At 43.1% G+C, this 23,529-nt stretch carries 17 protein-coding genes, 1 tRNA gene and 1 pseudogene; all 19 read right to left on the minus strand.

What is annotated here, in order from left to right; all coding sequences use genetic code 11:
- Nucleotides 1–22: 22 nt before the first annotated feature.
- Nucleotides 23–2,317, minus strand: coding sequence for an extracellular solute-binding protein (locus tag D5281_RS03035; RefSeq protein ID WP_160558663.1), 2,295 nt, complete (start codon nucleotides 2,315–2,317; stop codon nucleotides 23–25).
- A gap of 292 nt (nucleotides 2,318–2,609) precedes the next feature.
- On the minus strand, nucleotides 2,610–5,312 hold the full coding sequence (locus D5281_RS03040; RefSeq protein ID WP_160558664.1) for an FtsX-like permease family protein: 2,703 nt from the start codon (nucleotides 5,310–5,312) through the stop codon (nucleotides 2,610–2,612).
- Nucleotides 5,302–6,069, minus strand: coding sequence for an ABC transporter ATP-binding protein (locus D5281_RS03045; RefSeq protein ID WP_160558665.1), 768 nt, complete (start codon nucleotides 6,067–6,069; stop codon nucleotides 5,302–5,304). Before D5281_RS03045 ends, D5281_RS03040 begins: the two co-directional genes overlap by 11 nt.
- 711 nt (nucleotides 6,070–6,780) lie before the next feature.
- Nucleotides 6,781–7,617, minus strand: a complete 837-nt coding sequence (locus tag D5281_RS03050) for a GIY-YIG nuclease family protein (protein WP_160558666.1) — start codon at nucleotides 7,615–7,617, stop codon at nucleotides 6,781–6,783.
- Nucleotides 7,618–7,663: 46 nt separating this feature from the next.
- Nucleotides 7,664–8,511 (minus strand): annotated as a pseudogene (locus tag D5281_RS03055) (KilA-N domain-containing protein).
- Between the two features lie 361 nt (nucleotides 8,512–8,872).
- Nucleotides 8,873–9,151: a hypothetical protein gene (locus D5281_RS03060; RefSeq protein ID WP_160558667.1), complete on the minus strand. Its 279-nt coding sequence runs from the start codon at nucleotides 9,149–9,151 to the stop codon at nucleotides 8,873–8,875.
- A gap of 260 nt (nucleotides 9,152–9,411) precedes the next feature.
- On the minus strand, nucleotides 9,412–10,359 hold the full coding sequence (locus tag D5281_RS03065; protein WP_160558668.1) for a sensor histidine kinase: 948 nt from the start codon (nucleotides 10,357–10,359) through the stop codon (nucleotides 9,412–9,414).
- Nucleotides 10,360–10,583: 224 nt separating this feature from the next.
- Nucleotides 10,584–11,270, minus strand: a complete 687-nt coding sequence (locus tag D5281_RS03070) for a response regulator transcription factor (RefSeq protein ID WP_160558669.1) — start codon at nucleotides 11,268–11,270, stop codon at nucleotides 10,584–10,586.
- A 52-nt stretch (nucleotides 11,271–11,322) separates the two neighbouring features.
- On the minus strand, nucleotides 11,323–12,687 hold the full coding sequence (locus D5281_RS03075; RefSeq protein ID WP_160558670.1) for a PFL family protein: 1,365 nt from the start codon (nucleotides 12,685–12,687) through the stop codon (nucleotides 11,323–11,325).
- A 193-nt stretch (nucleotides 12,688–12,880) separates the two neighbouring features.
- Complete coding sequence (locus D5281_RS03080) at nucleotides 12,881–13,153, minus strand: ACT domain-containing protein (RefSeq protein WP_160558671.1); 273 nt, start codon at nucleotides 13,151–13,153, stop codon at nucleotides 12,881–12,883.
- 104 nt (nucleotides 13,154–13,257) lie between these two features.
- Nucleotides 13,258–14,082, minus strand: coding sequence for an MBL fold metallo-hydrolase (locus D5281_RS03085; protein ID WP_160558672.1), 825 nt, complete (start codon nucleotides 14,080–14,082; stop codon nucleotides 13,258–13,260).
- Between the two features lie 93 nt (nucleotides 14,083–14,175).
- On the minus strand, nucleotides 14,176–16,275 hold the full coding sequence (locus tag D5281_RS03090) for a cell division protein FtsA (RefSeq protein ID WP_160558673.1): 2,100 nt from the start codon (nucleotides 16,273–16,275) through the stop codon (nucleotides 14,176–14,178).
- Nucleotides 16,268–16,876 carry a dephospho-CoA kinase gene (coaE, locus tag D5281_RS03095; RefSeq protein ID WP_277935140.1) on the minus strand — a complete coding sequence of 203 codons (609 nt, stop codon included), beginning with the start codon at nucleotides 16,874–16,876 and terminating at the stop codon, nucleotides 16,268–16,270. Before coaE ends, D5281_RS03090 begins: the two co-directional genes overlap by 8 nt.
- Nucleotides 16,877–16,953: 77 nt before the next feature.
- A complete protein-coding gene (gene polA, locus D5281_RS03100) occupies nucleotides 16,954–19,581 on the minus strand; it encodes a DNA polymerase I (protein ID WP_160558674.1) in 2,628 nt (875 codons plus the stop codon).
- 56 nt (nucleotides 19,582–19,637) lie between these two features.
- Nucleotides 19,638–19,961 carry a zf-HC2 domain-containing protein gene (locus D5281_RS03105; RefSeq protein ID WP_160558675.1) on the minus strand — a complete coding sequence of 108 codons (324 nt, stop codon included), beginning with the start codon at nucleotides 19,959–19,961 and terminating at the stop codon, nucleotides 19,638–19,640.
- 179 nt (nucleotides 19,962–20,140) lie between these two features.
- Entirely contained in the window at nucleotides 20,141–20,866 is a 726-nt protein-coding gene (gene nagB / locus D5281_RS03110; protein ID WP_160558676.1) for a glucosamine-6-phosphate deaminase, read from the minus strand.
- A gap of 132 nt (nucleotides 20,867–20,998) precedes the next feature.
- Nucleotides 20,999–21,081: transfer RNA gene (locus tag D5281_RS03115), tRNA-Leu, on the minus strand.
- Nucleotides 21,082–21,221: 140 nt separating this feature from the next.
- Nucleotides 21,222–22,493: a diaminopimelate decarboxylase gene (locus tag D5281_RS03120; RefSeq protein WP_160558677.1), complete on the minus strand. Its 1,272-nt coding sequence runs from the start codon at nucleotides 22,491–22,493 to the stop codon at nucleotides 21,222–21,224.
- Nucleotides 22,486–23,295: a TrmB family transcriptional regulator gene (locus D5281_RS03125; protein ID WP_160558678.1), complete on the minus strand. Its 810-nt coding sequence runs from the start codon at nucleotides 23,293–23,295 to the stop codon at nucleotides 22,486–22,488. The genes D5281_RS03120 and D5281_RS03125 overlap by 8 nt, the downstream gene beginning before the upstream one ends.
- Nucleotides 23,296–23,529 lie beyond the last annotated feature (234 nt).

A 23,529-nucleotide genomic window follows, 5' to 3' on the forward strand; every position in this document is an offset into this window, starting at 1 on the left:
TCCATGCTGCCAATCGCTTCATCTATCTGTTTTCATTCACGTAAATCTGAATCCGGTTCTGAATCACCCCTGCCGCGTCCGCAGCGGACTTTTGTCCTTTAAAAAACGGTTCCGCTTCTTCTGTTATAATGTTGGTCAGCTGCGTATCCACATTGCCGGAAAGCCTGTCGGCCGATGTCAATAACCCTCTTACCGCATCAACATCCTCCTGTGTTGCCGCCATGATTTCCATCTGGAAATCATCATAGCCCCATGTGGTTTTGGAACTTTCCACCTTGTTGCCTTCTTCATCCTCATAATACTCCGGCGTCATGTCATTTTCAAACTGTTTTTCGAGAGCTTCCTTTCTGATGGGGAATCCCCAGCCATAATTGTCTTCCACCAGACTATCCTGGTATTCCTTGGAGATAACGGACTCTACAAATTCCCATGCGCCCTCCTTATGCTTTGACTTAGCGGATATTCCGAAACTTCCACCGCTGGACTGGATCAGATTTCCTTTCCTTTCACTGTTTGGATAACCGATATAAGTAACCTTCTCTCCAAAAAGTCCATTCATCATCTGATATTCCTGTACGGAGCTTACCGTATTTTCCATCAGGAGCACCTTATTAGAACGCAGTCTTGCAGATATTCCTTCCTCCTCCTGATTATAATCAACTTCTTCCGGGAATTTAGCGGCAAACTCAAGAGTCCTGATAAATTCCTCTCCTTCAAAGAAGCATTTCCCGGTTTCCCAGTCAATAAATTCATCTATATTATTGTAAATACAATAGCGGAATATACTGTCCCTGCTTCCATACATAAATACATTTTCCGGATTATTCTTTTCTACAAAATCCAGCATCTCCGAAAGCGTCCAGCCGTTTTCCTCCCCCACAAGGGATTCTTTTGCAAGCGTGGATGTAATATAAAATTGCGATACGATTCCATACAATTTCCCATCCTGCTCAAAAGCCTTTAACACATTCTCAAGATAATCCCCCTTATCAAGTCCGCTCTTTTCCATATAAGGATACATATCCTCCAACACGCCCTTGCTTGCATACTGTGAGAAATCAAGGGATGTAAGTCCGATTAAATCCGGGCAGTTTTGCGAAGTTAGGTCCGCATTAAACTGAGCTACCTGGCTGCCGTCAAAATCATTTCCATACTCCTTCACGCTGATATGGTATTGGTCATTTGATTTGTTAAAGTCTATAATGGCTCTGCGGGTAAGGGTATCAAGCCACAAAGCGCCATAGACAATTTCTTCCTTTTGAGGCACCTCAGATGCTTTCTTGCGGGTTAGATAAACCAGTTCGTATTGATCACCTTCTTCAGAATACTCTCTGGAAATTGTCCAGATACGCCCATCAGAAAGTTCTCCTACAATCTCTATATTATTGCCGTCTATATCCACATCCATCCAGTTAAACAATTCCTCGCTTGTGCCGGTCTCTAAATCAATCAACTTTAATTGATTGGAGCTGCTCTGTATCAGGCTTTTGCTGACGCTGGGATAATATCCTACATTTCCGAAGACATCTTCTATGCCCTCCACAGCCTCTCCAAGCTTTTTGGCCGCCACATCCACCTTTTTTAACACCATTCCGTTTTCGTTATAGGTAGCGATGTACACATCTCCTTCTTTCGATGCCGCCATACCGTCAACCCAGTCATCAAGGCTTATATCACATAATTTATTAAAATCCTTGTCCACAATATGGATTCCCTGGTCCCCATCGCACAGATAGAGATTCCCCTGTCCGTCTTCGCACAAATACTGAATATAAGAATTCTCTATACGATCAACCACATTCGCCAAATCCTGGGAGTTTATGACAGTTCCGTCATCAACTGAGATTCTTCTTAGTTCCATCGTCATACTGCTGTCTACAATTTCCCCGTTTTCATCTTCCTCATATTGGTACTGATTTACCACCATCACAAGATTTCCGTCCCCGCTTATCAAAAAAGCGTTCACGTTCACATCCCCATCCAGATCTGCGATGGACAGCTCCTTCGCAGTATTTTCCAGCAGGTTATATTGATAAACCACGGTTTTATACCCTTCGTTTTCTTTATCCTCAACCATCGCCGCCATGTATGCCTCATCTCCTGCAGGCGCTAACTGGCTAATATATCTGGCCTCAAAAGCAAGCTTTTGATATTCCGGGACATAAATAAGTCCGTCTTTTTCCTCCTCCGGCGCCGTATCGCTTTTGCCACAGCCAAAAAGGGAGGCCATAAGTGTAACTGTAACTAAACTCATAATAATAACTCGTAAAATGCCCTTCCTTCTTGCTTTCTGACACATCTTTTCAATCGTTTTCATCCATAATCCCCACAACTTCTTCTATTTTTAATCTTAAACTATCCTTCATTCGCAAACTACCGGACTTTTTTGCTACCACACAAACTATAACACACTATACCGTTTGAAACAACGTAGATAATCTTAATTTTTTCCTAACTCGCCGCATTACGTTTACTGTTCTTGGTCTGAGGGCCGCTCATCGTAACATTTTGGGTAAAAATAAGGCCAGGAACTTATTTTAGGTTCCCAGCCAATATTTTCTCAATAAGATGACGCGCAAAGCATGACGGCGTTTCATAACATAAGGATGTCATTCACTTACCCGCAAGCGTTCCACAATACTCTTTTTTTGGATACTTCTATAACAAATTACCGGCGTAGCCACCGCTGCCAGCACAAGAAGCGGCAGCATAATCACAAATGGCAATATCTGGAATCGATATTCAAAAAATAGTATCACTCCATTTAATGCCCGCAAAATAAGCCAGGCCAGAAGACTTCCCAGTACAAAGCTGATTGCCCCGGAAATTACAATATAGCTTACGCCCTCGCAGATCAGCGTCTTTCGCAGCTGCCCGTTGGTCATGCCAATACTTTGCAGCATTGCAAACTCCCGCTTTCTGGAAATGATTGCCGTCACCATGGCATTAATAAAGTTCAAAATACCAACCAGGGCAACCACTGCGGCAAGAGCAATGCCAATGGTAGCGATTACCATCACCATACTCTCAAATTCCTTCCTGAGGGCTTCTTTGGTCAAATAACCCATCTGCGGATGCTGCTTTGTATACATCTCTACCGCCGACTCAAAAGCCGACTGCTCCTGTTCGCCTACCTGATAAGACACGGCGAAACATCTTGTAAAACTCTCTTGCATATATCTTTCATACCAATCAATTTCTCCATCATTACCTATCTTCTCAACTCCCATCTCCGACAATGGCAGTACCATATCACAGCTGTTTGCTGAATATCTGTTCAGTCCTAATGCGTAAGGGATTTCCACAATCGCCATAACCTTATATTCCTTCCGGTCAAGATTATCATATACAACATTAATTATCTCCCCCGCTTCATCCACGATCTCGTGTCCAATCGAATCCTCGCCGCACCATTCCAACGTCACAGTATCTCCGGGATGATAAATATGCTCATCAGACGGCAATACCGTACTTCCCAAAAATTGTGTCAGCAATATATAATCACCTGTCAGAAACTCCTCTATGTCCAGCGTTCCATCCAGAACTTTCAAATAAGAAAGAAGTTCTTTATCGTATCCATAACAATAACCGGACAAGGATTTTTCGCCTTGCAGTAATTCCTCTAAATCTTCTGCCATATAAGGCTCCTTCCTCAGATTGCCTGTTTCGCTTAATACCTGAAGCCTTTCTTTCGCCTTATCATCCACTAAAAGTCCGGTAGAAAATCGGGTCCACATTTCCCGTCTCCCTTCAATTCCTCTCTGTAAGTCCGCCATCTTTAAAAAGTCCGGTTCTATATCTATATCACCATTTCCCACAGCTGTACTCGTAACATTCACATTACCCAGCAAAAAGTCTCCCGCAATCCTCTGTTCTATATATTGGTCAATCCGAAAGCTGCCCACTGCGGTCATTACAATCGACAACAGAATAATGCTTAAGGAAATTGCACTTACAACCACAGCTGTTGTGCGCCTGTTTCTCCCAAGGTTGGAAAAGGACATGGACACAGCGCTGAACTTTCCACCCTTTTTTCTTTTCGCTTTTTTCTTCCTTTTTAGACTTTTCTTTCCTATCTCCCCTTCTTCCGTATACTTGACCGCCTCAATGGGTGAAACACTTCCCGCGATTTTCCCCGGCTTTCTGCTGCTTAAAAATACTGTAAAGGTGGAAAATCCGGCGCCGAATACCAGTATCTGGGGATGAAACTTAAGGGAAATCTCCATACCGCCGTAATCCGAAAAGCTGAGCATAAAAGGCAGCGTCCACGCACCAATTCCATAGCCGATTATCAATCCAACGGGAATCCCAATCACTGATAAAATAAACGCCTGCCGCCTCACAAGCGCGCGGATTTGTTTCTTTGTTGTACCTATGGTCTTTAAAAGACCGTAAAATCGGATATCACTGATGACGGATATCTGGAAAATATTGTAGATAATCAAATATCCGGTAAGCAGAATGACCGCCACTGTGCCAAGTAATATCAACATGACAAACGGGTCCACCGCCTCTAAACGGTTGGTCATATAAGCCCAGTTTACGCCATAAGCCAATTCCGTCCCCGGCTCATAACCGGCATTTGTTATCACCGTCCGTACTTTTTCTTCCAGATGATACGTATTGTCAAAATATAGATTCACCGCCATAAGGCCCACGTTCTTATCTTCAGGATGCCCTTCTCCCCATTGCAGAAAATCTTCGTCCGTAAAAGAACCTTTTAACCCCATCCAATAGCTCTCCGACAAAAAAAGCTCGCTGGCATGGGACACCACATCTCCCCGGTACCATCCGCACAGGGTAAATTCATCCTCCACCGTTTCTCCCATAAACTGAAAGCGCAGCGGTATCTTTTCCCCCAGCGCATAGGGCAGCCCCAGTTCATCTAAAATAAAACTATCTACAATGATATCTTTTTCTCCGGCCGGCATATGCCCTTCCTCCAGCGTAATGAACATATCCTCCAGTGCGCTCTCCATTGGTAGATAACGCAGCTCTGCCTGCCGTTTAATGATATTATCCGCTATGCTGATAAAAATATTGTAGCTGCTTTCCTTAACTAGGGGATCTGAAATCACCTTCTCATATTGCTGTGTGGTGGCCGCCTTAAGTCCTGCATGAAACTTTCCTCCAACCTCCCGCATGGTCTGCTCCTGTGCTGTCTGCATAACACCGCCTGTTAAAGAAAATACTGCCGTGAACAAAATCCCTGTGAGAGTGATTGCCAATACCGCAAAAAAATTCCGCATATGATTATTTTTCAAACTGCGGTTAGAAAGTTTGCGGATGGATGCACCATTGTTATTTTTCATCTTCTACCTCCCCGGCCGCTCCCCTTGATGTTTCTTCCTTCAAAGGGATGTCTCTTTGTTCCCACTGCCTTTCCAATTCATCTCCTGCATGATCGTCTACGATTTTACCGTCCTCAATATGAATCACCCTGTCACACAGTTGCGCAAGCCCTTCATTGTGTGTAATCATCACAATCGTTTGGTGAAACTGCTCACCGGTCAGCTTCAAAAGCCCCAATACTTCCTGGGTCGTCTTACTGTCCAAATTGCCTGTGGGCTCATCAGCCAGTATGATAGCTGGTTTTGTTGCAAGCGCTCTTGCAATGGCCACTCTCTGCTGCTGCCCCCCTGAGAGCTGCCCTGGCAGATTGTCCAGCTTGTTCTCAAGTCCCAGCATACACACAATCTCTTTCACAAAAACTTCATCTATGCTGCGTCCGTCCAATTCAAGCGGAAGAACGATATTTTCATAAGCGCTTAAAATTGGCACCAGATTGTAACTCTGAAAGATAAATCCAATCTGCCTTCTGCGGAATATGGTCAGCGCATTCTCATTCAGTTCAAAAATCTTTTTCCCTGCAACCGTAACTGTGCCGGAAGTGGCATAATCCAGCCCGCCCAGCATATGCAGCAATGTGGATTTCCCTGAACCGGATGTACCAACAACCGCGGTAAACTCGCCCTCCTCAATGCTTAGGTTTACCCCGTCTAAGGCCTTAACCTGAGTATCGCCATTTCCATAATACTTTTTCAAATCCTTCGTCTCCAATATTTTCATATCAATAACTATGCTCCTTTCCCAACCTACGGATTTGTGCTGGGGCACAAAATATGGAATTTTTTTTACAGATTTATTCTATCAGATACTTCTTACAGTATAGTGACAGATGTGAGAAAAAGATGTGACAATTTTGTCAGAAATATAGAATTAGTTCATTTAATACTTATCCAAACATAAAATATGTCTCTTTTACTTTTTGTGTTGTTAAGTTTTATTATCAAACAAACGTTGCCATGCTTCGCGAGTTAGCTTATTGTAAGAAAAAGCCGATAACAGCGGCTTAAAGTTCTGCTTGTTATCGGCTCTGCGTCTGTGAGCCTGGCTCTCCAATAATATATTATTGTAATTGCATTCTCATAGTTCCCTTAAGTTACTCAAACTTTTAAAATTTTCATTTAAATATTGACCCATATGCTCGCAAATATATGTGTTTAAGAGATATTTCCACTGCATGGTGATAGGAACACCAATTCATCGGCACTATTCTTATATCATTCACGTATCCCATACAATGCCTCGTCCTTGTTTTGCCAGCCAAAATGTGCAGACTGTTCCATTACACCTGTATTTGCAAATCTTTTCATACTTGCCTCCCAATAAAACATTCCCCTTCGTGCCCACAAATAATTCCTTTAGAATCCATTCATCCAAATCTGCACCAATCCTCATCTCTCAACGGTATTATCCCTTTCCCACAAAAATCACTTTTTATCCCTCTTCCATTTCTTTTAGTGATATTCCCTTTTTATTCTTCCATGCATTCCTGCCATTAATACTATACCCTACAACTATAGCTGCTGCAAGTGAAGGGCTCGTAAATGCCCAATCCTGAGTAAAAGTAAAGTTCTCATCAACAATGCCTTTATCAAATAATAGCTGTCGTTTATTGATAACAGACTTTGATAAGGATGTTGCTACATTATCAGCAACTTTAGAACCTTTCAGTACCGCAAAGCCTTCTGAGATTGGTTTACCACTGGCCTTAATTCCCGAACGGTCTTGTAAAATGTAAAGAATCTCTTTCTCATCATTTTTTCTCTTTATAGACGGTTCTAAAATTTTATGTCCCAACACTCCTAAAATCAACCGCATATTATCAATGAACTCATCCATTTCTGCACGATCCATTTCAGATATTGATGCTTCCATAGGCACATTGCTGTTTACTATCTCATATCTTTTAGATTCTTTCGCCAGAATATAAAGATGATTTTCCAAATATTTTATATGTGCTTTGTTCAAATTATTATCTTTGCTAATAAACACTATACACTCTGTCCAGAAATCTTTTTCAGAAAGATGCTGTTTGAGCCTGTTGAATATATTTTCAGCCTCTCCTATATAAACTTGTTCTTCATCTGTTTCATCATTGCGCCCAAACAAAAAATACACACCAGTATTACCCAAATCATCTCTATCCGTACATTGATTAATATATGTACGTGGAATCTTATATGCCTTGCCTGTCCAATTAGAAAGCTCACTAGCCCATCTGCCATCTGCCTGTCCATCAATTAAAAATTGTCGTATTGTTTTTCCTCTCATTTTTATCACCTTCTCATTGCATTATTGCACAATACAATTTTTAGAATTATGTATTTTCTGTTAATTGTGTAAGATTATTTAAACTTACTGCCTCCAACGTCTGCAGCTGTTGTACTGCTAATTGGCGCAGCAATCTCATTCGTTCTTTCTGAATCTTCCCTTGATTAATCAAAACAGCATTATAGCTTTCCAGATGCGCAAGCACTAGTAATTGATTCAGTGTTGCTGCATCCCGCATATTTCCTTTCACCGTTGGATTTTCATCTTTCCACTGTTTGGCTGTTTTCCCGAACAAAACGACATTGAGCACGTCTGCTTCATTGGCATAAGTATACGCTACTTGCGCAGGTGTTAATTCTGGTGGAATCAAATTATCTTTAATTGCATCTGTATGTATCCTGTAATTCAGCTTAGAAATCTCCCTGTTCAAATTCCAATTCAAAGATAACCGACTATTCTCGTCTGTCTTTAATCTCCTATAATCCTTCATAATATATAACTGAAACTCTGGAGAAATCCAAGTTGCAAAAGACATGGCAATATCGCTATGGGCATATGTTCCGCCATAGCGTCCTGCTTTTGAGACAATGCCGATGGCATGCATCTGTGTGATCCACTTTGTCGGTGTCATCACAAAGCGATTTAATCCTGCCTCATTTTTAACCGCCTCGAATTGCACACGGTTAAAGTCTGGATTATGCAATTCTTCCCATACACCTAAAAATTCTATTGTATTACGATTTCGCATCCAGTTTTGAATCACAAATCTTGGGTCATCTTCATTTCTATATTTTGCAATATCCGTTAATGAGATAAACTCATTTTCAAAATTGTTGTATAGATGCCAATATCAATGCCTTTAGCATGAATAGTCTCTTTCACAATTTTAGCCATACACGTTCCCTATCCTCACATCATATGCTCATATAAAATGTCTCTTAAACGCTTATCCTCTGCTTAATCTACAAATCATGTTCTAAGCATTCCCCCTCGTCTTCCCACATTTCTCGATATCCTTCAATATAAAATTTAATACAACTCGGATATACATAGAAATATCTCCTACATACTCTTTTAAACGGTCCCAAGATTTTCTCGTCACATACAAAGTCCAGCAAATAGTCGAGTAAATGCGATAATTCATCTTCAGATACTTTTCTATTACACACATCATCAACCAACAGTAAATAAATCTCGTATGCCTCTTGCTATAATTGAGCTATCCTTCCTGCAATTTGAAATATATTTTTATCCATTAAACTACCTCAAAATATTTGAGAGCATCTTTTATAGCCTCAACTTTTTCTTTAGGCGGATATTTTCTCGGCTGTTTCAATTCCTCTACCGCATTAGGCGCATCATACATCGTTAGCCCTAAAGGCCTCTTTACCTCTGCAATATACGCAGTATGTGCTTTAAACCCATATTTCTTTTCAACATACTCTTGCATCATTTTATACGTGATTTTCGGTTTGGGCTGGTATTTCTTTGCTCGCTCTGCAACCTCATCCAAAGGTACTTTCCCATCACTCAATTTTGCACCATCCTGATGTGATTTTAAATTTTTCAGCCCTTACTACTATTTAATCGCTGCCTAAGCGTATCAATAACATCTCTTGTAAATTGCTTAGTTCGTATTTGCCTTTTAAACAATATATGAATTAAGTAGACCTAATAAAAGATACTCGTTCAGCATACTTCTGATAAATTTCCTCAGACACTCCTTTACATAGACCTTCTCTCACCTTCCTGCTCCATTCCTATATTTCCTCCAATCCGGGAGTGTTCTTCGATTCAACCTTTATTTAACAAAAACAGCGAAAATCTGCTCCCACATCCCTTTTTGGACGCCACCGTGATATATCCCTTTTCCTGCTGCAAAATAAGCTGCGCCAGATACAGGCCAAGACCGCTGCCTTCCTGCTGCTCCACTTCCCTGCCCCGGTAAAAACGTTTAAAAATCAGATTGTACTCCTTTTCAGAAATACCAATGCCTTCGTCCGCAATCATAATCTTCGTATAAATATCCAGTTTCGTAAGGGTAATCCGGATGCTGCTGCCGTCCGGGGAGTATTTAACCGCATTTTCCAGAATATTTGCCATTGCTTCTGCCGTCCACTTGGGGTTATGATAAAGGTCAAAATCCTGAAATTCCTCTACAATCAGTTGCATATTCTTACCAGCTGCCTGGGCATAAACAGAGCCAAGTGCCCGTGCAATTGTCCCCTTAACGCCATGATTTCCGGCCTCAAACCTAATCATGCCGTTTTCCAGTTTGGATGTCTTCAAAAGATCCGCCATAAGCCATTGCATCTTATCCGCCTGGCTCTTTGTATGCGCAAGAAATTCCCTGCGTTTGTCCTCATCACCACCTATCAGCGGGTCCTGCAAAAGTTCCGTATTCATCACAATATTCGAAAGCGGTGTCCTTAACTGATGGGATAGGTCCGAGATCAGCTCCATTACCCGGTCTTTTTCTCCCACCGCCTGGCCGGCCTTAAACCGCGCATCCGCCAAAATCCGCCAAAGCTGGCTGATCACACGGGATTCCCGGGTTTCTAAAGCATCCTCCAGCCCGTCTAAAGCGCCATTCTCCCCATATAATTTTCCTTGCTGAAAAAGCGCTAAGATACGGTCCAATTTCTTCCACTGCCATAAAAAATAAACCACGCCCACAATAAGCGTAGCAAGACAAATCATCAGACATATCGCAAGTATCCAGATAACTGTCTGACTTTTCATAATAATAACCAAGCTCCTTTCCCAGCCTATCATTTATTCTTTCAAGCCCTCGCTGCAAGCTGGCGGGGCATCAAGCGCTGCAGAGCGCACGCTGCAGAGCGCACGCTGCAAGGCAGCGAGGTATATGGCTCTCGCTGCAGTCGCCAAATATCTAAGAGATGCTTCGCATCTCTATAAGCACGTCTACTTGGCTCATCGTCCGCGGGAATAAAGAGTTTGGAAGTTTACTTCTCAACTTTTTCCTCCCAAAGGTACCCGATTCCCTGAATCGTACGGATATAGTTCCCGCCCAGTTTCCGGCGAAGGCGGCTGATATTGACGGATAGTGTATTTTCTTCCACATAATTTCCATCCCCATCCCAGATGCGCTCTAAAATCTGTTCCTTTAAAAGCGCCTGCCCCTTGTTTTCCAAAAAATACTGCAGCAGACGAAACTCGGTCAGGCTAAGCTCCAGATCCTTACCGTTATTTGATACCCGAAATGTCTTCGTATCCATCACAATACCACCGGATGAAAGTGAATGGTTGTCCTCCGGTCTAACTGCTTTTCTTTGCAGAATATTCTGCAGCCTGATTTTTAATACGGATATAGAAAACGGCTTCGTGATATAGTCGTCTGCCCCACCGGACAGTCCCATAATCTCGTCCGTCTCCATATCCCGCGCCGTAAGCATCACAATAGCAGTCTCCGCCTCTGGGCCGGAGCGTCTGCGTATCTTCTTGCACCAGTCTATCCCATCCCCGTCCGGCAGATTTAAGTCCAATATAACAGCGTCCGGCTTCTCCTTCTTAAAATACAGCTCTCCCTCCTTCAGGGAATAAGCGCTTACCGTAGCATATCCCTCCTGCTTTAGCGCAAAGGATATGCCGCGGTTTAGGCCTGTGTCATCTTCTATAATCAGCACTTTCATTCCAATCTCCCACCAGAGCCTGTGCGTAAATTCCTTCCTCCCACTTGCTCACTTAATTTTTGAAGCTGTGAATCGGCGCAGGAATCCTTCCCACCCTGTTTACAAATGCATCGCAGGAAAAAGAATTTACCGGCATAATGGGCGCATGTCCCAAAAGCCCTCCGAACTCTACTGTTTCCCCTACTCCTTTTCCAATGACAGGAATCACACGCACTGCGGTGGTTTTTTGGTTCACCATTCCTATGGCCATTTCATCTGCAATGATACCGGCAATGGTGGTCTCCTTCGTCTCTCCCGGAATTGCAATCATATCAAGCCCTACGGAACATACGCAAGTCATTGCCTCTAACTTTTCCAAGGTAAGCGCTCCCGCCTCCACCGCGTCAATCATACCCTGATCCTCACTGACCGGAATAAACGCTCCGCTAAGGCCGCCCACATAGGAAGAAGCCATCACACCGCCTTTCTTTACCTGGTCGTTTAAAAGAGCAAGGGCCGCCGTAGTTCCCGGCGCACCTGCATATTCTAAACCAATCTCACACAAAATATCCGCCACACTGTCTCCAATTGCCGGAGTCGGCGCAAGCGATAGGTCTACGATTCCAAAGGGTACCCCTAGCCTCTCAGAGGCCTCCTGGGCTACCAGCTGTCCAACGCGGGTTACCTTAAAAGCCGTTTTCTTTATGGTCTCGCAAAGCACCTCAAAACTTTCCCCACGCACTTTGCTGATTGCATTTTTCACTACTCCCGGTCCGCTGACCCCTACATTGATAATCTTGTCAGCCTCCGTCACACCATGAAAAGCCCCTGCCATAAAGGGATTGTCATCCGGCGCATTACAAAAAACAACTAATTTCGCACAGCCAAGGGAATCCTGCTGCTTGGTATGCTCGGCAGTTTCCTTGATGATTTTCCCCATGAGCCTTACTCCGTCCATATTGATTCCTGTCTTGGTAGAGCCAAGATTCACCGAGCTGCACACCCTCTCCGTACAGGATAAGGCCTGCGGAATCGACCGGATCAGAAGCTCATCCGCTTCTGTCATCCCCTTAGAAACCAGGGCGGAATAGCCGCCGATAAAATTAACGCCCACCCGGTGGGCCACGCTGTCCAGGGTTTGGGCAATCGATACAAAGTCCTTGGCCGCCTTACAGGCTGCCCCTCCTACTAATCCAATGGGCGTTACGGAAATTCTTTTATTGACAATGGGAATCCCAAACTCTCCGGAAATCTCCTCACCGACTTTAACCAGATGCTTTGCAGCCTCATATATTTTGTTGTAAATCTTTTCATTTAATTTGTCTAAATCCGAATCTATACAATCAAGCAGATTGATCCCAAGGGTTATGGTGCGAACATCTAAATTTTCCTTGGTAATCATTTCGTTGGTTTCAACTACCTCAAATAAATTAATCATATTTCATCCCCCTGCATACAATAGGCAAAGCCTATTGTCATGTATCGCAAGCATAGCTTTCGGTGATGCGTTATTAGAAAGTTTGGAAGTTTACTTCCAAACTTATACCCCTTGCATACCAAAAGCTATACGAAAGTTTGTCCGCTTCTTCTTTACAAGCCAAATAGTTTGAGAAAACTATGACCTATAAAGCTTAAATCCGGTGCATTTTATCAAATATTTCTTCCCTCTGACACTTGATATCCACCCCAATTTCTTCTCCCAGCCGGTGAAGCTCATCCGCCATTTCCCCGAAATGCTTTTCCATACGGTTCGTATCAACAATCATCATCATATTAAAATATTCCTGGACGATGGTCTGAGAAATATCCAGAATATTGATTTTATTGTCCGCAAGGTATGTACAGACCTTTGCAATAATCCCAACCGTATCCTTACCTACCACTGTAATAATTGTTCTGTTCATCTTAGTCTCCCCTTCTTGCAGGCGCCATTCAGTTTTCAGTGCAGACACAAATCTTTGACGCCTTAGAGTTTCTTAATGTTTTCTTCGTACTATGCATAAACACGCTATGCTATATGTATCACCGCAGAAGGCTCGCTTCTTGCCGCCACATACATAGGAAAATCCGATGGTTTGATTTCCGGATGCGGTCCTTCCTTTTCGCCCATGCAGGCCATAGTCACTTCCACCCGCACAGCCTCATAAGCCAATTCCGGTAAATTATTTTCCTTGCTCAAATGCCCCAGCACCACCGCCTGAAGCTTCTCATGCAAAAGGTCGCACAAAAGCTGCCCGGCCCTTTCATTGGACAAATGGCCCCTGTCTCCTAAAATACGCTGCTTTAGATAATAGGGATAAGGGCCCACCTGCAGCATATTTACGTCATGATTTGCCTCCAAAAGCAAGGCATCCATCCCTTTTAAGGATTCCACCGTATAATCATTATAGTTGCCAAGATCCGTGACAATTCCTACTCTTTTCCTTCCATGGGAAATCCGGTAAGCTACCGGCTCCGCCGCATCATGGGATATTCTCATAGGATTGCAGGACAAATCCTTAATGATAATCTTCTCATCCGCCTTTATGGGACAAAATAATTCCTCTGGTATCTTTCCTACGGAAGTACACTTTTTAATCGCTTCGATGGTCCCTTTGGTGGCATAAACCGGCACTTCATATTTCCGCCCAAGCACCCCAAGGCCGGCTATATGGTCCGCATGCTCATGGGTGATCAGGATTCCGTCAATATCCCTCATGGTAAGGCCAAGTTCTCTAAGACCTGCTTCTGTTCTCTTTCCGCTGATTCCTACATCTACCAGCAGATGGGTGGCATCTGAACCTACATAAATACAATTTCCACTGCTGCCGCTGGCAATACTACAAATCCTCATTACGTATCTTCAAGTTTCCTTTCTATCATTGTTCGAGCCAAAACCTATTTAAAAATTCTTCCTAGCATCCAGCAAATACGCCACGCCTTTTGTCTATGACCTCCAGTATACTTCCAGCACATCCCCCGAATGCAGTGGCTCCATATATTGCGCCGAACGCCCGTTTAACGTAGTAACAATACTTTTTCCCCTGGGCCTTGACAAGTCAAAATCAATTGCCTCAAACACATCCACATAAATATATTCATTTTTACCGTTTAAGGCAATTGGCTTTCCATTTACCATCAGTTCAATCGTAATTTCCTTTTTCTCCGGAGCAGACTTCTCGGCGGCTTTTGCTTGTTCATCCATTCCTGACTGCCCATCACCGCGCTCCTCGCTCTCTCCATTGTCCGTATCCGTTTCTTTTTCCTGCCACAAATCCAGAGCAGTAGGCAAAGTCTCCAAGGTCCAAAGCACAGAAAAATTTTCATAAACCGGCGTTTCTCTGTCCGCAAGCCTGTTATTCACATACAGATTCATATGGGGATCAAGCACCACATCCATAAACTCTATAATTTGCCCCACCGTATAATAATTCAGGATTGTAATCTCGTCTCCTTCCTGAATCTCATAATAATTGGATTGAAGGCTGCCGTTCACACTGGCAAACCTGGGAACAATAACCCTTTTCTCATTCACATATATACTAAGACTTTCAGAGGTTTCAGGCAACGCGCTAAGCATAAGATGCCCTTCCTCCCCGGCTGTAGACTCTACTACCTTAATCACATCATTTGCATGGATTGGCGTATAGATGTCCGCCATCTCACCGTTAACCGTAATAACCGCTGCTTCTCCAAGCTGTCCCCTTGCCATACGGTGCTTTCCATTTACCGTAAAATTAAGCGCCTTTCCTCTCTTAGGGAACAGACCGTCATTGGGAAACTGCACCTGCAAGGCCGCATCTCCCACACTAAGCCGGTTATTGTCATATATTTTAATTCTGCTTCCATTAAAGCTTACAAAAATGAAATTATTACTTTGCTCATAAAAGTTCAGGCAGATTCCAATGGGCGTAACCAAAACGCTATCCTTTTTAACATCCTCCTCGAAAACAATTTGCTGCATAACTTCTTCTCCCCGAAGCGCCACACGCTCTTTCGCAATCCCAAGCTTTTCGGCAACTGCTTCCGTATAGCCCGGCATCTTTCCGCCTCCACCTACCACAAACACCGCACTGACTGCTTTATCTCCGTTTAGCTCCTTTATTTTTTCCGCCGCCTGGGTTGCCATTTCATCTATGATAGGCGCGGTTACTTCCTTAATCTCCTTGCTGCTGACGGTCTGGGGCAAAAGCATGACATCCGTATAAGAAATCATTTCCATTTCCCCGGCATCACGTTTAATCTGTTCCGCGGTAGCAAAATCCACAAGGCAATGTCTGGCAATGGATTCCGTAAGCACATCCCCTGCTATAGGAATCATACCGTAGGCTAAAATGCACCCGTCATTTGTGATAGAAATATCGGAGGTTCCCGCTCCAACATCTAAAAGAGCAATATTCAGCATCCTGAATCGTTCCGGTATTGCAAGTTGAATCGCCGCAATGGGCTCCAGCGTAAGGCTGCTCACAGAAAGTCCGGCTATTTCTACCGCCTTATATAGCCCGTCCACAACATCATCTGGCAAGAAGGTGGCAATCAGGTCAAGACCGATGGTCCTTGCCTTATGTCCCTCCAAATTACCCATAAGGTATCCGTTCAAATAATATCTAACCACCGAATACCCTACACAATAAAATTTAAAATCACTTTCCTCATTTTGCTCAATAAATTCCTGATATGCTTGCTCGATTCCGGCAGAAATCAGGCCGTAAATGTCCTCCTGCCGTACCTCCTGATCTCCTGTGAAAGGATACTCCACATGGGTTGTCACTGTCCGAAGGACACGGCCTGCGGCTGCAATGCAGACTTCCGATAAAGGCCGCCCGACTACGCTTTCCAGCTGCGACTTTACATCTGCAATTGTCTCCCCCACCCTGTGGATGTCATGAATCTGTCCGTCCAACATGGATCTGGTATCATGCTCTTTCACCCGATGGGCAATTACTACAAACTGGTTTCCGGTTTTGTAGCCGACAGTTCCCACAATGCTTCTGGTTCCAATATCCAGCCCGAATACCAGTTGTCCTGCATACCTTTTACTATCCATACAGATATTCCCCCAATTTCTTGTCTACCTGCTTATAAGCAACCGCCAATTCTCCACTGTTATCAATCACAACCTTACAATGTTTCTTAAATTCCTCCTCGGAAAGCTGGGATTTCATAATAGAAGTCACCTTTTCATCCGAGTAATTTCTGGCGCCTATAAGGCGGCGGCGCCTAACATTCTCTAATGCATAAATATACCACATTTCATCTACAATGTCCAAATATCCATTCTCAATCAAAAGAGCTGCTTCAATAAAAAGAAAATCAAGCGCTCCCGCTTTTCTTTCCCTTTCCATTTCCTCTAAAATGAACTGCTTCACCGCTGGATGAATGATTTTATTTACTTCTTCCAAAAGCTTATCCGAACCGAAAATACGTACCGCCATCTTTTCTCTGTTGATAGTTCCATCCTCATTTAGGATATTCCCTGACAAAAGCTTTACCAGTTTTTTGTAACATAACTGCCCTGGCTCTTCCACCTTATGGGCCGCCTTATCCGCCAAAATCACCTTACAGTTATATTTTCCGGCTATATACTCAAGTACGGCTGTCTTTCCGGATCCCACTCCGCCTGTAATTCCAATTACTTTCATTTTCATTCCTCATGCTTCCAACAGCCCGCAGATTTTCTTTGCGAAACAGCTCCTGCTGTGAGCAGCTAGTTCTTTTTACACTATTACTTGGCCTCGTACCAGTCATTTCCTTCATGCAGGTCAATTTCCAGACGTACCGCAAGCTGCGCCGCACGGCTCATTTCTTCTTCCAATATCTGCCGTACTTTATCCGCTTCTTCTTTTTTCGTCTCAATTAAAAGCTCATCATGCACCTGTAAAATCAGCTTTGACGCTAACTTCTCCTCCTTAAGCCTCCGGTGAACCTTTATCATGGCAATTTTAATTACATCCGCCGCAGTTCCCTGTATAGGAGAGTTCATGGCAACTCTCTCCCCAAATGAACGCTGCATAAAATTGCTTGAACTAAGTTCCGGCACCGGCCTTCTCCTGCCAAACAAAGTGGTGACATACCCTTTTTCCTTGGCATCCTTCACTGCCTGGTCCAAAAAATTCTTTACACCGGGATAGGTGGCAAAGTATTTCTCTATATATTCTGCCGCTTCTTTCTTTGTAATACTTAAGCCCTGGCTCAGACCAAAAGAACTGATTCCATATACAATACCAAAATTAACTGCCTTGGCATTACGGCGCTGTAAATCTGTTACCTCGTCAAAAGGAATATGGAATACCTGTGAGGCCGTAATCCTGTGAATATCCGCATGCATTTTGTACGCATCAATCAGCTGTCCGTCCCCTGACATATGAGCCAGTATTCTAAGTTCAATCTGAGAATAATCCGCATCCGTAAAAATGTATCCCTCTTTCGGTACGAACACCTTACGAATCTGCCTCCCCAGCTCCATCCGCATGGGAATGTTCTGTAAATTAGGATCTGTAGAGCTGATACGGCCTGTAGCGGTAATCGTTTGATTAAAGGTAGAATGAATCCGATTGTCCTCTCCTATAAAAGTATAAAGACCGTCCGCGTAAGTAGATTTTAACTTTGCAAGTCCCCTGTATTCCAGTACATCCGCTACAATCATATGTTCAGGCGCCAGCTTCTCAAGCACGTCAGCTGCCGTAGAATACCCTGTTTTTGTCTTTTTCCCTCCTGGAAGCTTTAGCCTGTCAAACAAAATCTCTCCCAGCTGTTTCGGAGAATTGATATTAAATTCCGTCCCTGCTTCCTTATAAATCCTCTGCTCCAGCTCACTGATACGTCCAACCAAAGCCGCTCCATAGGCCTTAAGCTCCTCCGGTTTAACCAAAATGCCTTCCTGCTCCATATCATAAAGAACATACGTAAGCGGCATCTCTATCTCGTTCATGAGCGTAAGCATTCCTGCCTCCTCAAGCTTCTTTCGAAGCACCAAAGTCGCCTTAAGAGCCACATATGCCAGAAAGCAGGCATGCTGCGTAAATTCCTCCGGATGAGACGAAAGCGCCTCCATAAGCGATGCCTTTCCAAAGCGTTGGGCCCATTCCGGTATCATAAGCCCCAGATACTCATTCGCCACATCCGCAATCGTATAATCATTTTTTAGGGGATTCAGCAAATAAGCGGCTAAAATCACATCGAAAAATCGCTGTGTGTCATCGCACATAATGTAGCGGTATGCGCTCTTAATATCTCCACAGCAAAGCCTGGTATGCAAGGCGGCCTCTGACATTTTTTCTGTCAGATAAGCCTCCGTCAAAAGACCGCTGTTTTGCACAAAAAAACAACTGCCATCCGCAAATGCCAAAGCAATTCCTGCAAATCCGTCCTTTTTCAATATGGCAAATCCGACTTCCTCCTCCTCACAGGCTTTCTGAAAAATATCTTCAGCCTTTGCTAAATCATCTATTCTTTGAAAACCTGCCGTAATAGATTCATTGGAGATCCCCTTTTCAAAATGAGACAATAAATTTTTAAATTCCAGCTTCTTAAAAGCTACATATGCCTCTTCCGTGTAAAAATCATGAACTCTTGCTTCTTCAAAAGAAAAATCAAACGGGCTGTCCACATTGATTGTAGCCAGAGTTTTACTTAAATACGCTAATTCCTTATTCGTTATAAGAGATTCCCGGACAGATTTTTTCCCCACTTCGTCCACATGGGCATAAAGATTCTCAAGGGAGCCGAATTGAACCATCAGTTCTGTTGCCGTCTTCTCACCTACCTTAGGAACACCGGGAATATTGTCAGCCGTATCCCCCATCAGCGCTTTCAGCTCAATAAATGCGGTGGGATTAACCTGATATTTTGCCTCCACATCCGCCGCATAATAATCCTCAATCTCTGTCTTTCCTCCCTTAGTCTTTGGTATTCTGACCTTAATTACATCAGTGGCAACCTGTAATAAATCCCGGTCTCCAGACACAAGCGAAACCTCCATCCCTTCCTTCTGTGCCCTTTTTGCTATAGTTCCAAGAATGTCATCCGCCTCTAATCCGGCCTTTTCCATCATTTTAACGCCCATAGCCGCAAGCGTCTCCTTAAGAACCGGCACCTGCTCCCTAAGCTCCTGCGGCATAGGTTTCCTGGTACCTTTATATTCATTATATAGTTCATGCCGGAAGGTAGGCGCTTTCACATCAAAGGCCACCGTCAGATAATCCGGCTTCTCTTCTTCCAAAATTTTCAACAAAATATTTAAAAAACCATATATGGCATTGGTATGAAGCCCTGCGCTGTTTGTAAGGTCAGGCACCCCGTAAAATGCCCTGTTTAATATGCTGTGTCCATCTATCAAAACAAGTTTTTCCATGCTTCCTCCAAATCAATCTCAAACAACAGATACACTCTCCACTCCATATCCCTATGCTACAAAACAAGCAAAAGTGCCACAAGACCAATCGCTGCTATAACCACCAGACCTTCCAGTATATACAAAAGCCCCTGCATACCTTCCCGCCGCTTTAAGCTATGGGCTGCCTCCTCAAGCCTGACTTTTAATTCGTTTTGGAGGTCAAATACATTACCTGCTTCCAGCCTTGCCAGCCCTTCCAACACAAGAAACTGGATGGAAAGCTCCTCCATGCATTCTTCACAATTATCCACATGCTCCATAAAATCCCGCAAATCTTCTGTGTCTAAATCATCTGCAAGAAAAGCGGGAATCATATTCTCTATTTCTTTACATACCATGACAGTCCCTCACTGTAATGCCTTTTCCTGCCCACCTTAATAAATATACACTAAAAATAAACCAAAGTAAACACCAACAAAAAGTAACGAAAAAGGACTGCTATCAAATGCGGCACAATTGTAATATCCCATCCTATTACATGGTACCATCATTTCGTAACAGTCCTTTTTATGAAATCCTATAGCAAAGACAATGCCGCCTCGTCTGCTACGATGGTGACATTTCTATGCAGCTGCAGCACAGAAGCCGGTACCTTTGGTGTAATTGGTCCAAAAAACGCTTCCTTTACAATCTGTGCTTTATCCTCACCGCTTACTACCACTAAAATTTTCTCTGCATGCATGATTGTTCCAATTCCCATCGTATATGCCTGCTTAGGCACATCTTCAATAGATGCAAAAAATCTTTGATTTGCTTTTATGGTTGATTCTGTCAAGTCTACACAGTTCGTCTGCGCTGCAAAAGCTGTTCCCGGTTCATTAAAGCCAATGTGGCCATTGTGCCCTAGCCCTAAAAGCTGTAAATCAATACCGCCCACATCGGCAATAATCCTGTCATAATCCTTACATGCCTTTTCGCCATCCGGCTCCATTCCGTCCGGAAGGAATGTTCTTTCCTTATTGATGTTCACCTTGCCAAACAAATTGTCATGCATAAAATAATAATAACTTTGGTCGTTATCTCTTGGAAGCCCTTTGTATTCATCCAAATTCACCGTAGTTACTTCCGAAAAATCCAAATCCCCTTTGTTATACCATTCCACCAACTGGGCATATGCCCCAATCGGTGTGGAACCTGTTGCAAGTCCCAGTACACAGTTCGGCTTCATAATTACCTGCGCAGATAAAATATTGGCCGCTTTCCTGCTCATGTCGCTGTAATCCTTGGCTCTTATGATTTTCATTTTTCCCTCATTTCCGCGCATCCCCTGGCGCTTAATATTATTGTATTACTCTGTATCTTATGCGATGGAATTCTAAAAAAATAAAAAGGTCTGAAACGCCCTTTCTTACTGGATTTTCAAACCTTCTAGTCCTGCCGGCGGTGGGACTTGAACCCACACGTGGTTGCCCACAACAGATTTTGAGTCTGCCTCGTCTGCCATTCCGACACGCCGGCCCATATAAATTTAACAGCCGAATATTACTATAGCATATTCGGCTGCTATTGACAAGTTTTTTCACAAATTTTTTAAATTTTTTTGCCTTATTTTGTCCTGCTTATTTGAGCCACAAATAAACCAGAATTTCATCCTTGGCCTAAAAGGCAAGCTTATCATAGACTTCAAAGCAATCTAATGTTGCAAAATAATCTTTCGGCATCTCAGCCCTTCTAATCATCCGAACACTTCCATCTTCTTTCAGCAAAAGCTCCGCCGACCTTAACTTACCATTGTAATTATATCCCATAGCATGCCCATGCGCGCCTGTATCATGAATCACAAGGTAATCCCCTTTCTCAATTTGCGGCAGCATTCTGTCAATGGCAAATTTATCATTGTTCTCGCAAAGAGAACCGGTAACATCATATTTATGGTCACAGGGCGCATTTTCCTTTCCAAGCACTGTAATATGATGGTAAGCGCCATACATAGCCGGGCGCATCAAATTTACCGCACATGCATCCACACCGATGTATTCCTTATATGTGTGTTTTTCGTGAATCGCCTTCGTCACAAGCTGTCCATAAGGCCCCATCATGAACCGTCCCATCTCCGTATAAATAGCTACATCTCCCATTCCGGCCCGAACAAGCACTTCCTCATAGACCTTACGCACCCCTTCTCCGATTGCCCGAATATCATTGGGCTCCTGATCCGGCGTGTAAGGGATTCCTACTCCTCCAGAAAGGTTAATAAACTTTATATGGGCGCCCGTCTCCTTTTCCAGCTTAACCGCCAATTCAAACAGTTCCTTAGCCAAAACCGGATAATATTCGTTTGATACTGTGTTGCTTGCAAGAAAAGCATGGATTCCAAAATTTTCAACTCCTTTTTCCTTCAGAATACGGTATCCCTCAAACATTTGTTCTGTGGTGAATCCATATTTGGCATCTCCAGGGTTATCCATAATTCCATTACTCATTTTGAATATGCCGCCTGGATTGTATCTACAGCTTATAGTCTCCGGCAGCTTCCCTAAAATATTCTCCACAAATTCAATATGTGTAATATCATCCAGATTAATAATTGCACCGATTTTGGCCGCATAAGCATACTCTTGGGCCGGTGTATCGTTTGAAGAAAACATGATATCTTCCCCTTTTACTCCAACCGCTTTGCTCAGCATCAGCTCTGTCATGGAAGAACAATCGCATCCGCAATCATACTCTCTGAGAATTTGAATCAGATAAGGATTTGGAGTTGCTTTTACTGCAAAATATTCCTTAAATCCCGGATTCCATGCAAACGCCTCCTTAACGGCCCTTGCATTTTCACGAATCCCCTTTTCGTCATATAAATAAAAGGGAGTTGGGTACATTTCAGCAATCTCCTGGGCCTTTTCCTTTGTGATAAATGGTATCTTATTCATAATTTTCTCCTCCTTGCAACCGTATCAATTTTATTTCATTTCGAAGCGTCTCCTTAAAGACACTGATAAAATTCCGCTGTCCTGTATACAGGCATGTGTCATCCTTGCTTCCGGTGAATTCCCCCGTCAGTGCATATTCGGAATCAATAATTAACCGAATGCTATTTCCCTTTGCACTTCCTCTATATATAGTGCTGTCCTTTTGCATATGTTTTTTCAGCTCTGAAATAACATCCATTTGTAAAGCCGCATCTCCATTTGCGTTCTCAAAAGATGGCAGGTCTGATGCAATGCCCGTCCTCATTGATTCATTATCTGTTATAAGTACAAGCTTAATCTTTTTTTCAAGCACCTTGCAGAACTCTTCCTGGAGTTTTTCTATGATTTCGTAAGATGCGGAGAAGTAAATCCTCATTTGGGCCTCTTGAATCATATGGATGATTTTGTCCCAAATATTTTGGCTGCCTGTAATTGTGATATAGCCAATCTCACTTTTTTTTATGGCGGGAATATTCTTAATCAAATATTCCTTCTCCCTGCATAAGCTCCTGATTTTATTTTCACAAAATTCTTCTATGGGTACAGCCATATATTTGTTGGAGCTTCCCTCTATCAGGTAAGCAGCTCCCTTATCCGTAAGGACGGAAAGACCACTGTAAACATTGGATCGTGATATACCGGTCAGTTTTGCAACCTCATATCCATTCAGCTCTCCCTGTTGGTATAAACATAGATAAATATTTGCTTCCTGTCTGGTTAGTCCAAAAGAACCCAATTTATCTAACACTATATTTTCTTCCATTTTAACTTACATTCCTTTCGCTTCGCTCAGGCACAAATCGGCGATGAAACATTTACATTTTTCTTTCAACTTATACCTCCTGCATACCGCAAGCTACGAGTGATGTCTGCAATACTGCCACCAATAAGACATTTGGAAGCTTACTTCCAATTAAGCGCCTTATTTCACCAACCGGTTTAAAAAAAGCATCCGGACTTTATTAGTAGTTCTTTATAGGAACACTATAATAAAATC

Origin of the sequence: Parablautia muri (genome assembly GCF_009917485.1) — a bacterium.
Lineage (GTDB): Bacteria > Bacillota > Clostridia > Lachnospirales > Lachnospiraceae > Suilimivivens > Suilimivivens muri.

Coding starts and splice junctions, on each gene's coding strand:
- D5281_RS03035 (WP_160558663.1), bottom strand. CDS start 2,317: ATGAAAACGATTGAAAAGATGTGTCAGAAAGCAAGAAGGAAGGGCATT.
- D5281_RS03040 (WP_160558664.1), bottom strand. CDS start 5,312: ATGAAAAATAACAATGGTGCATCCATCCGCAAACTTTCTAACCGCAGT.
- D5281_RS03045 (WP_160558665.1), bottom strand. CDS start 6,069: ATGAAAATATTGGAGACGAAGGATTTGAAAAAGTATTATGGAAATGGC.
- D5281_RS03050 (WP_160558666.1), bottom strand. CDS start 7,617: ATGAGAGGAAAAACAATACGACAATTTTTAATTGATGGACAGGCAGAT.
- D5281_RS03065 (WP_160558668.1), bottom strand. CDS start 10,359: ATGAAAAGTCAGACAGTTATCTGGATACTTGCGATATGTCTGATGATT.
- D5281_RS03070 (WP_160558669.1), bottom strand. CDS start 11,270: ATGAAAGTGCTGATTATAGAAGATGACACAGGCCTAAACCGCGGCATA.
- D5281_RS03075 (WP_160558670.1), bottom strand. CDS start 12,687: ATGATTAATTTATTTGAGGTAGTTGAAACCAACGAAATGATTACCAAG.
- D5281_RS03080 (WP_160558671.1), bottom strand. CDS start 13,153: ATGAACAGAACAATTATTACAGTGGTAGGTAAGGATACGGTTGGGATT.
- D5281_RS03085 (WP_160558672.1), bottom strand. CDS start 14,082: ATGAGGATTTGTAGTATTGCCAGCGGCAGCAGTGGAAATTGTATTTAT.
- D5281_RS03090 (WP_160558673.1), bottom strand. CDS start 16,275: ATGGATAGTAAAAGGTATGCAGGACAACTGGTATTCGGGCTGGATATT.
- coaE (WP_277935140.1), bottom strand. CDS start 16,876: ATGAAAATGAAAGTAATTGGAATTACAGGCGGAGTGGGATCCGGAAAG.
- polA (WP_160558674.1), bottom strand. CDS start 19,581: ATGGAAAAACTTGTTTTGATAGATGGACACAGCATATTAAACAGGGCA.
- D5281_RS03105 (WP_160558675.1), bottom strand. CDS start 19,961: ATGGTATGTAAAGAAATAGAGAATATGATTCCCGCTTTTCTTGCAGAT.
- nagB (WP_160558676.1), bottom strand. CDS start 20,866: ATGAAAATCATAAGAGCCAAGGATTACAGCGACATGAGCAGGAAAGCG.
- D5281_RS03120 (WP_160558677.1), bottom strand. CDS start 22,493: ATGAATAAGATACCATTTATCACAAAGGAAAAGGCCCAGGAGATTGCT.
- D5281_RS03125 (WP_160558678.1), bottom strand. CDS start 23,295: ATGGAAGAAAATATAGTGTTAGATAAATTGGGTTCTTTTGGACTAACC.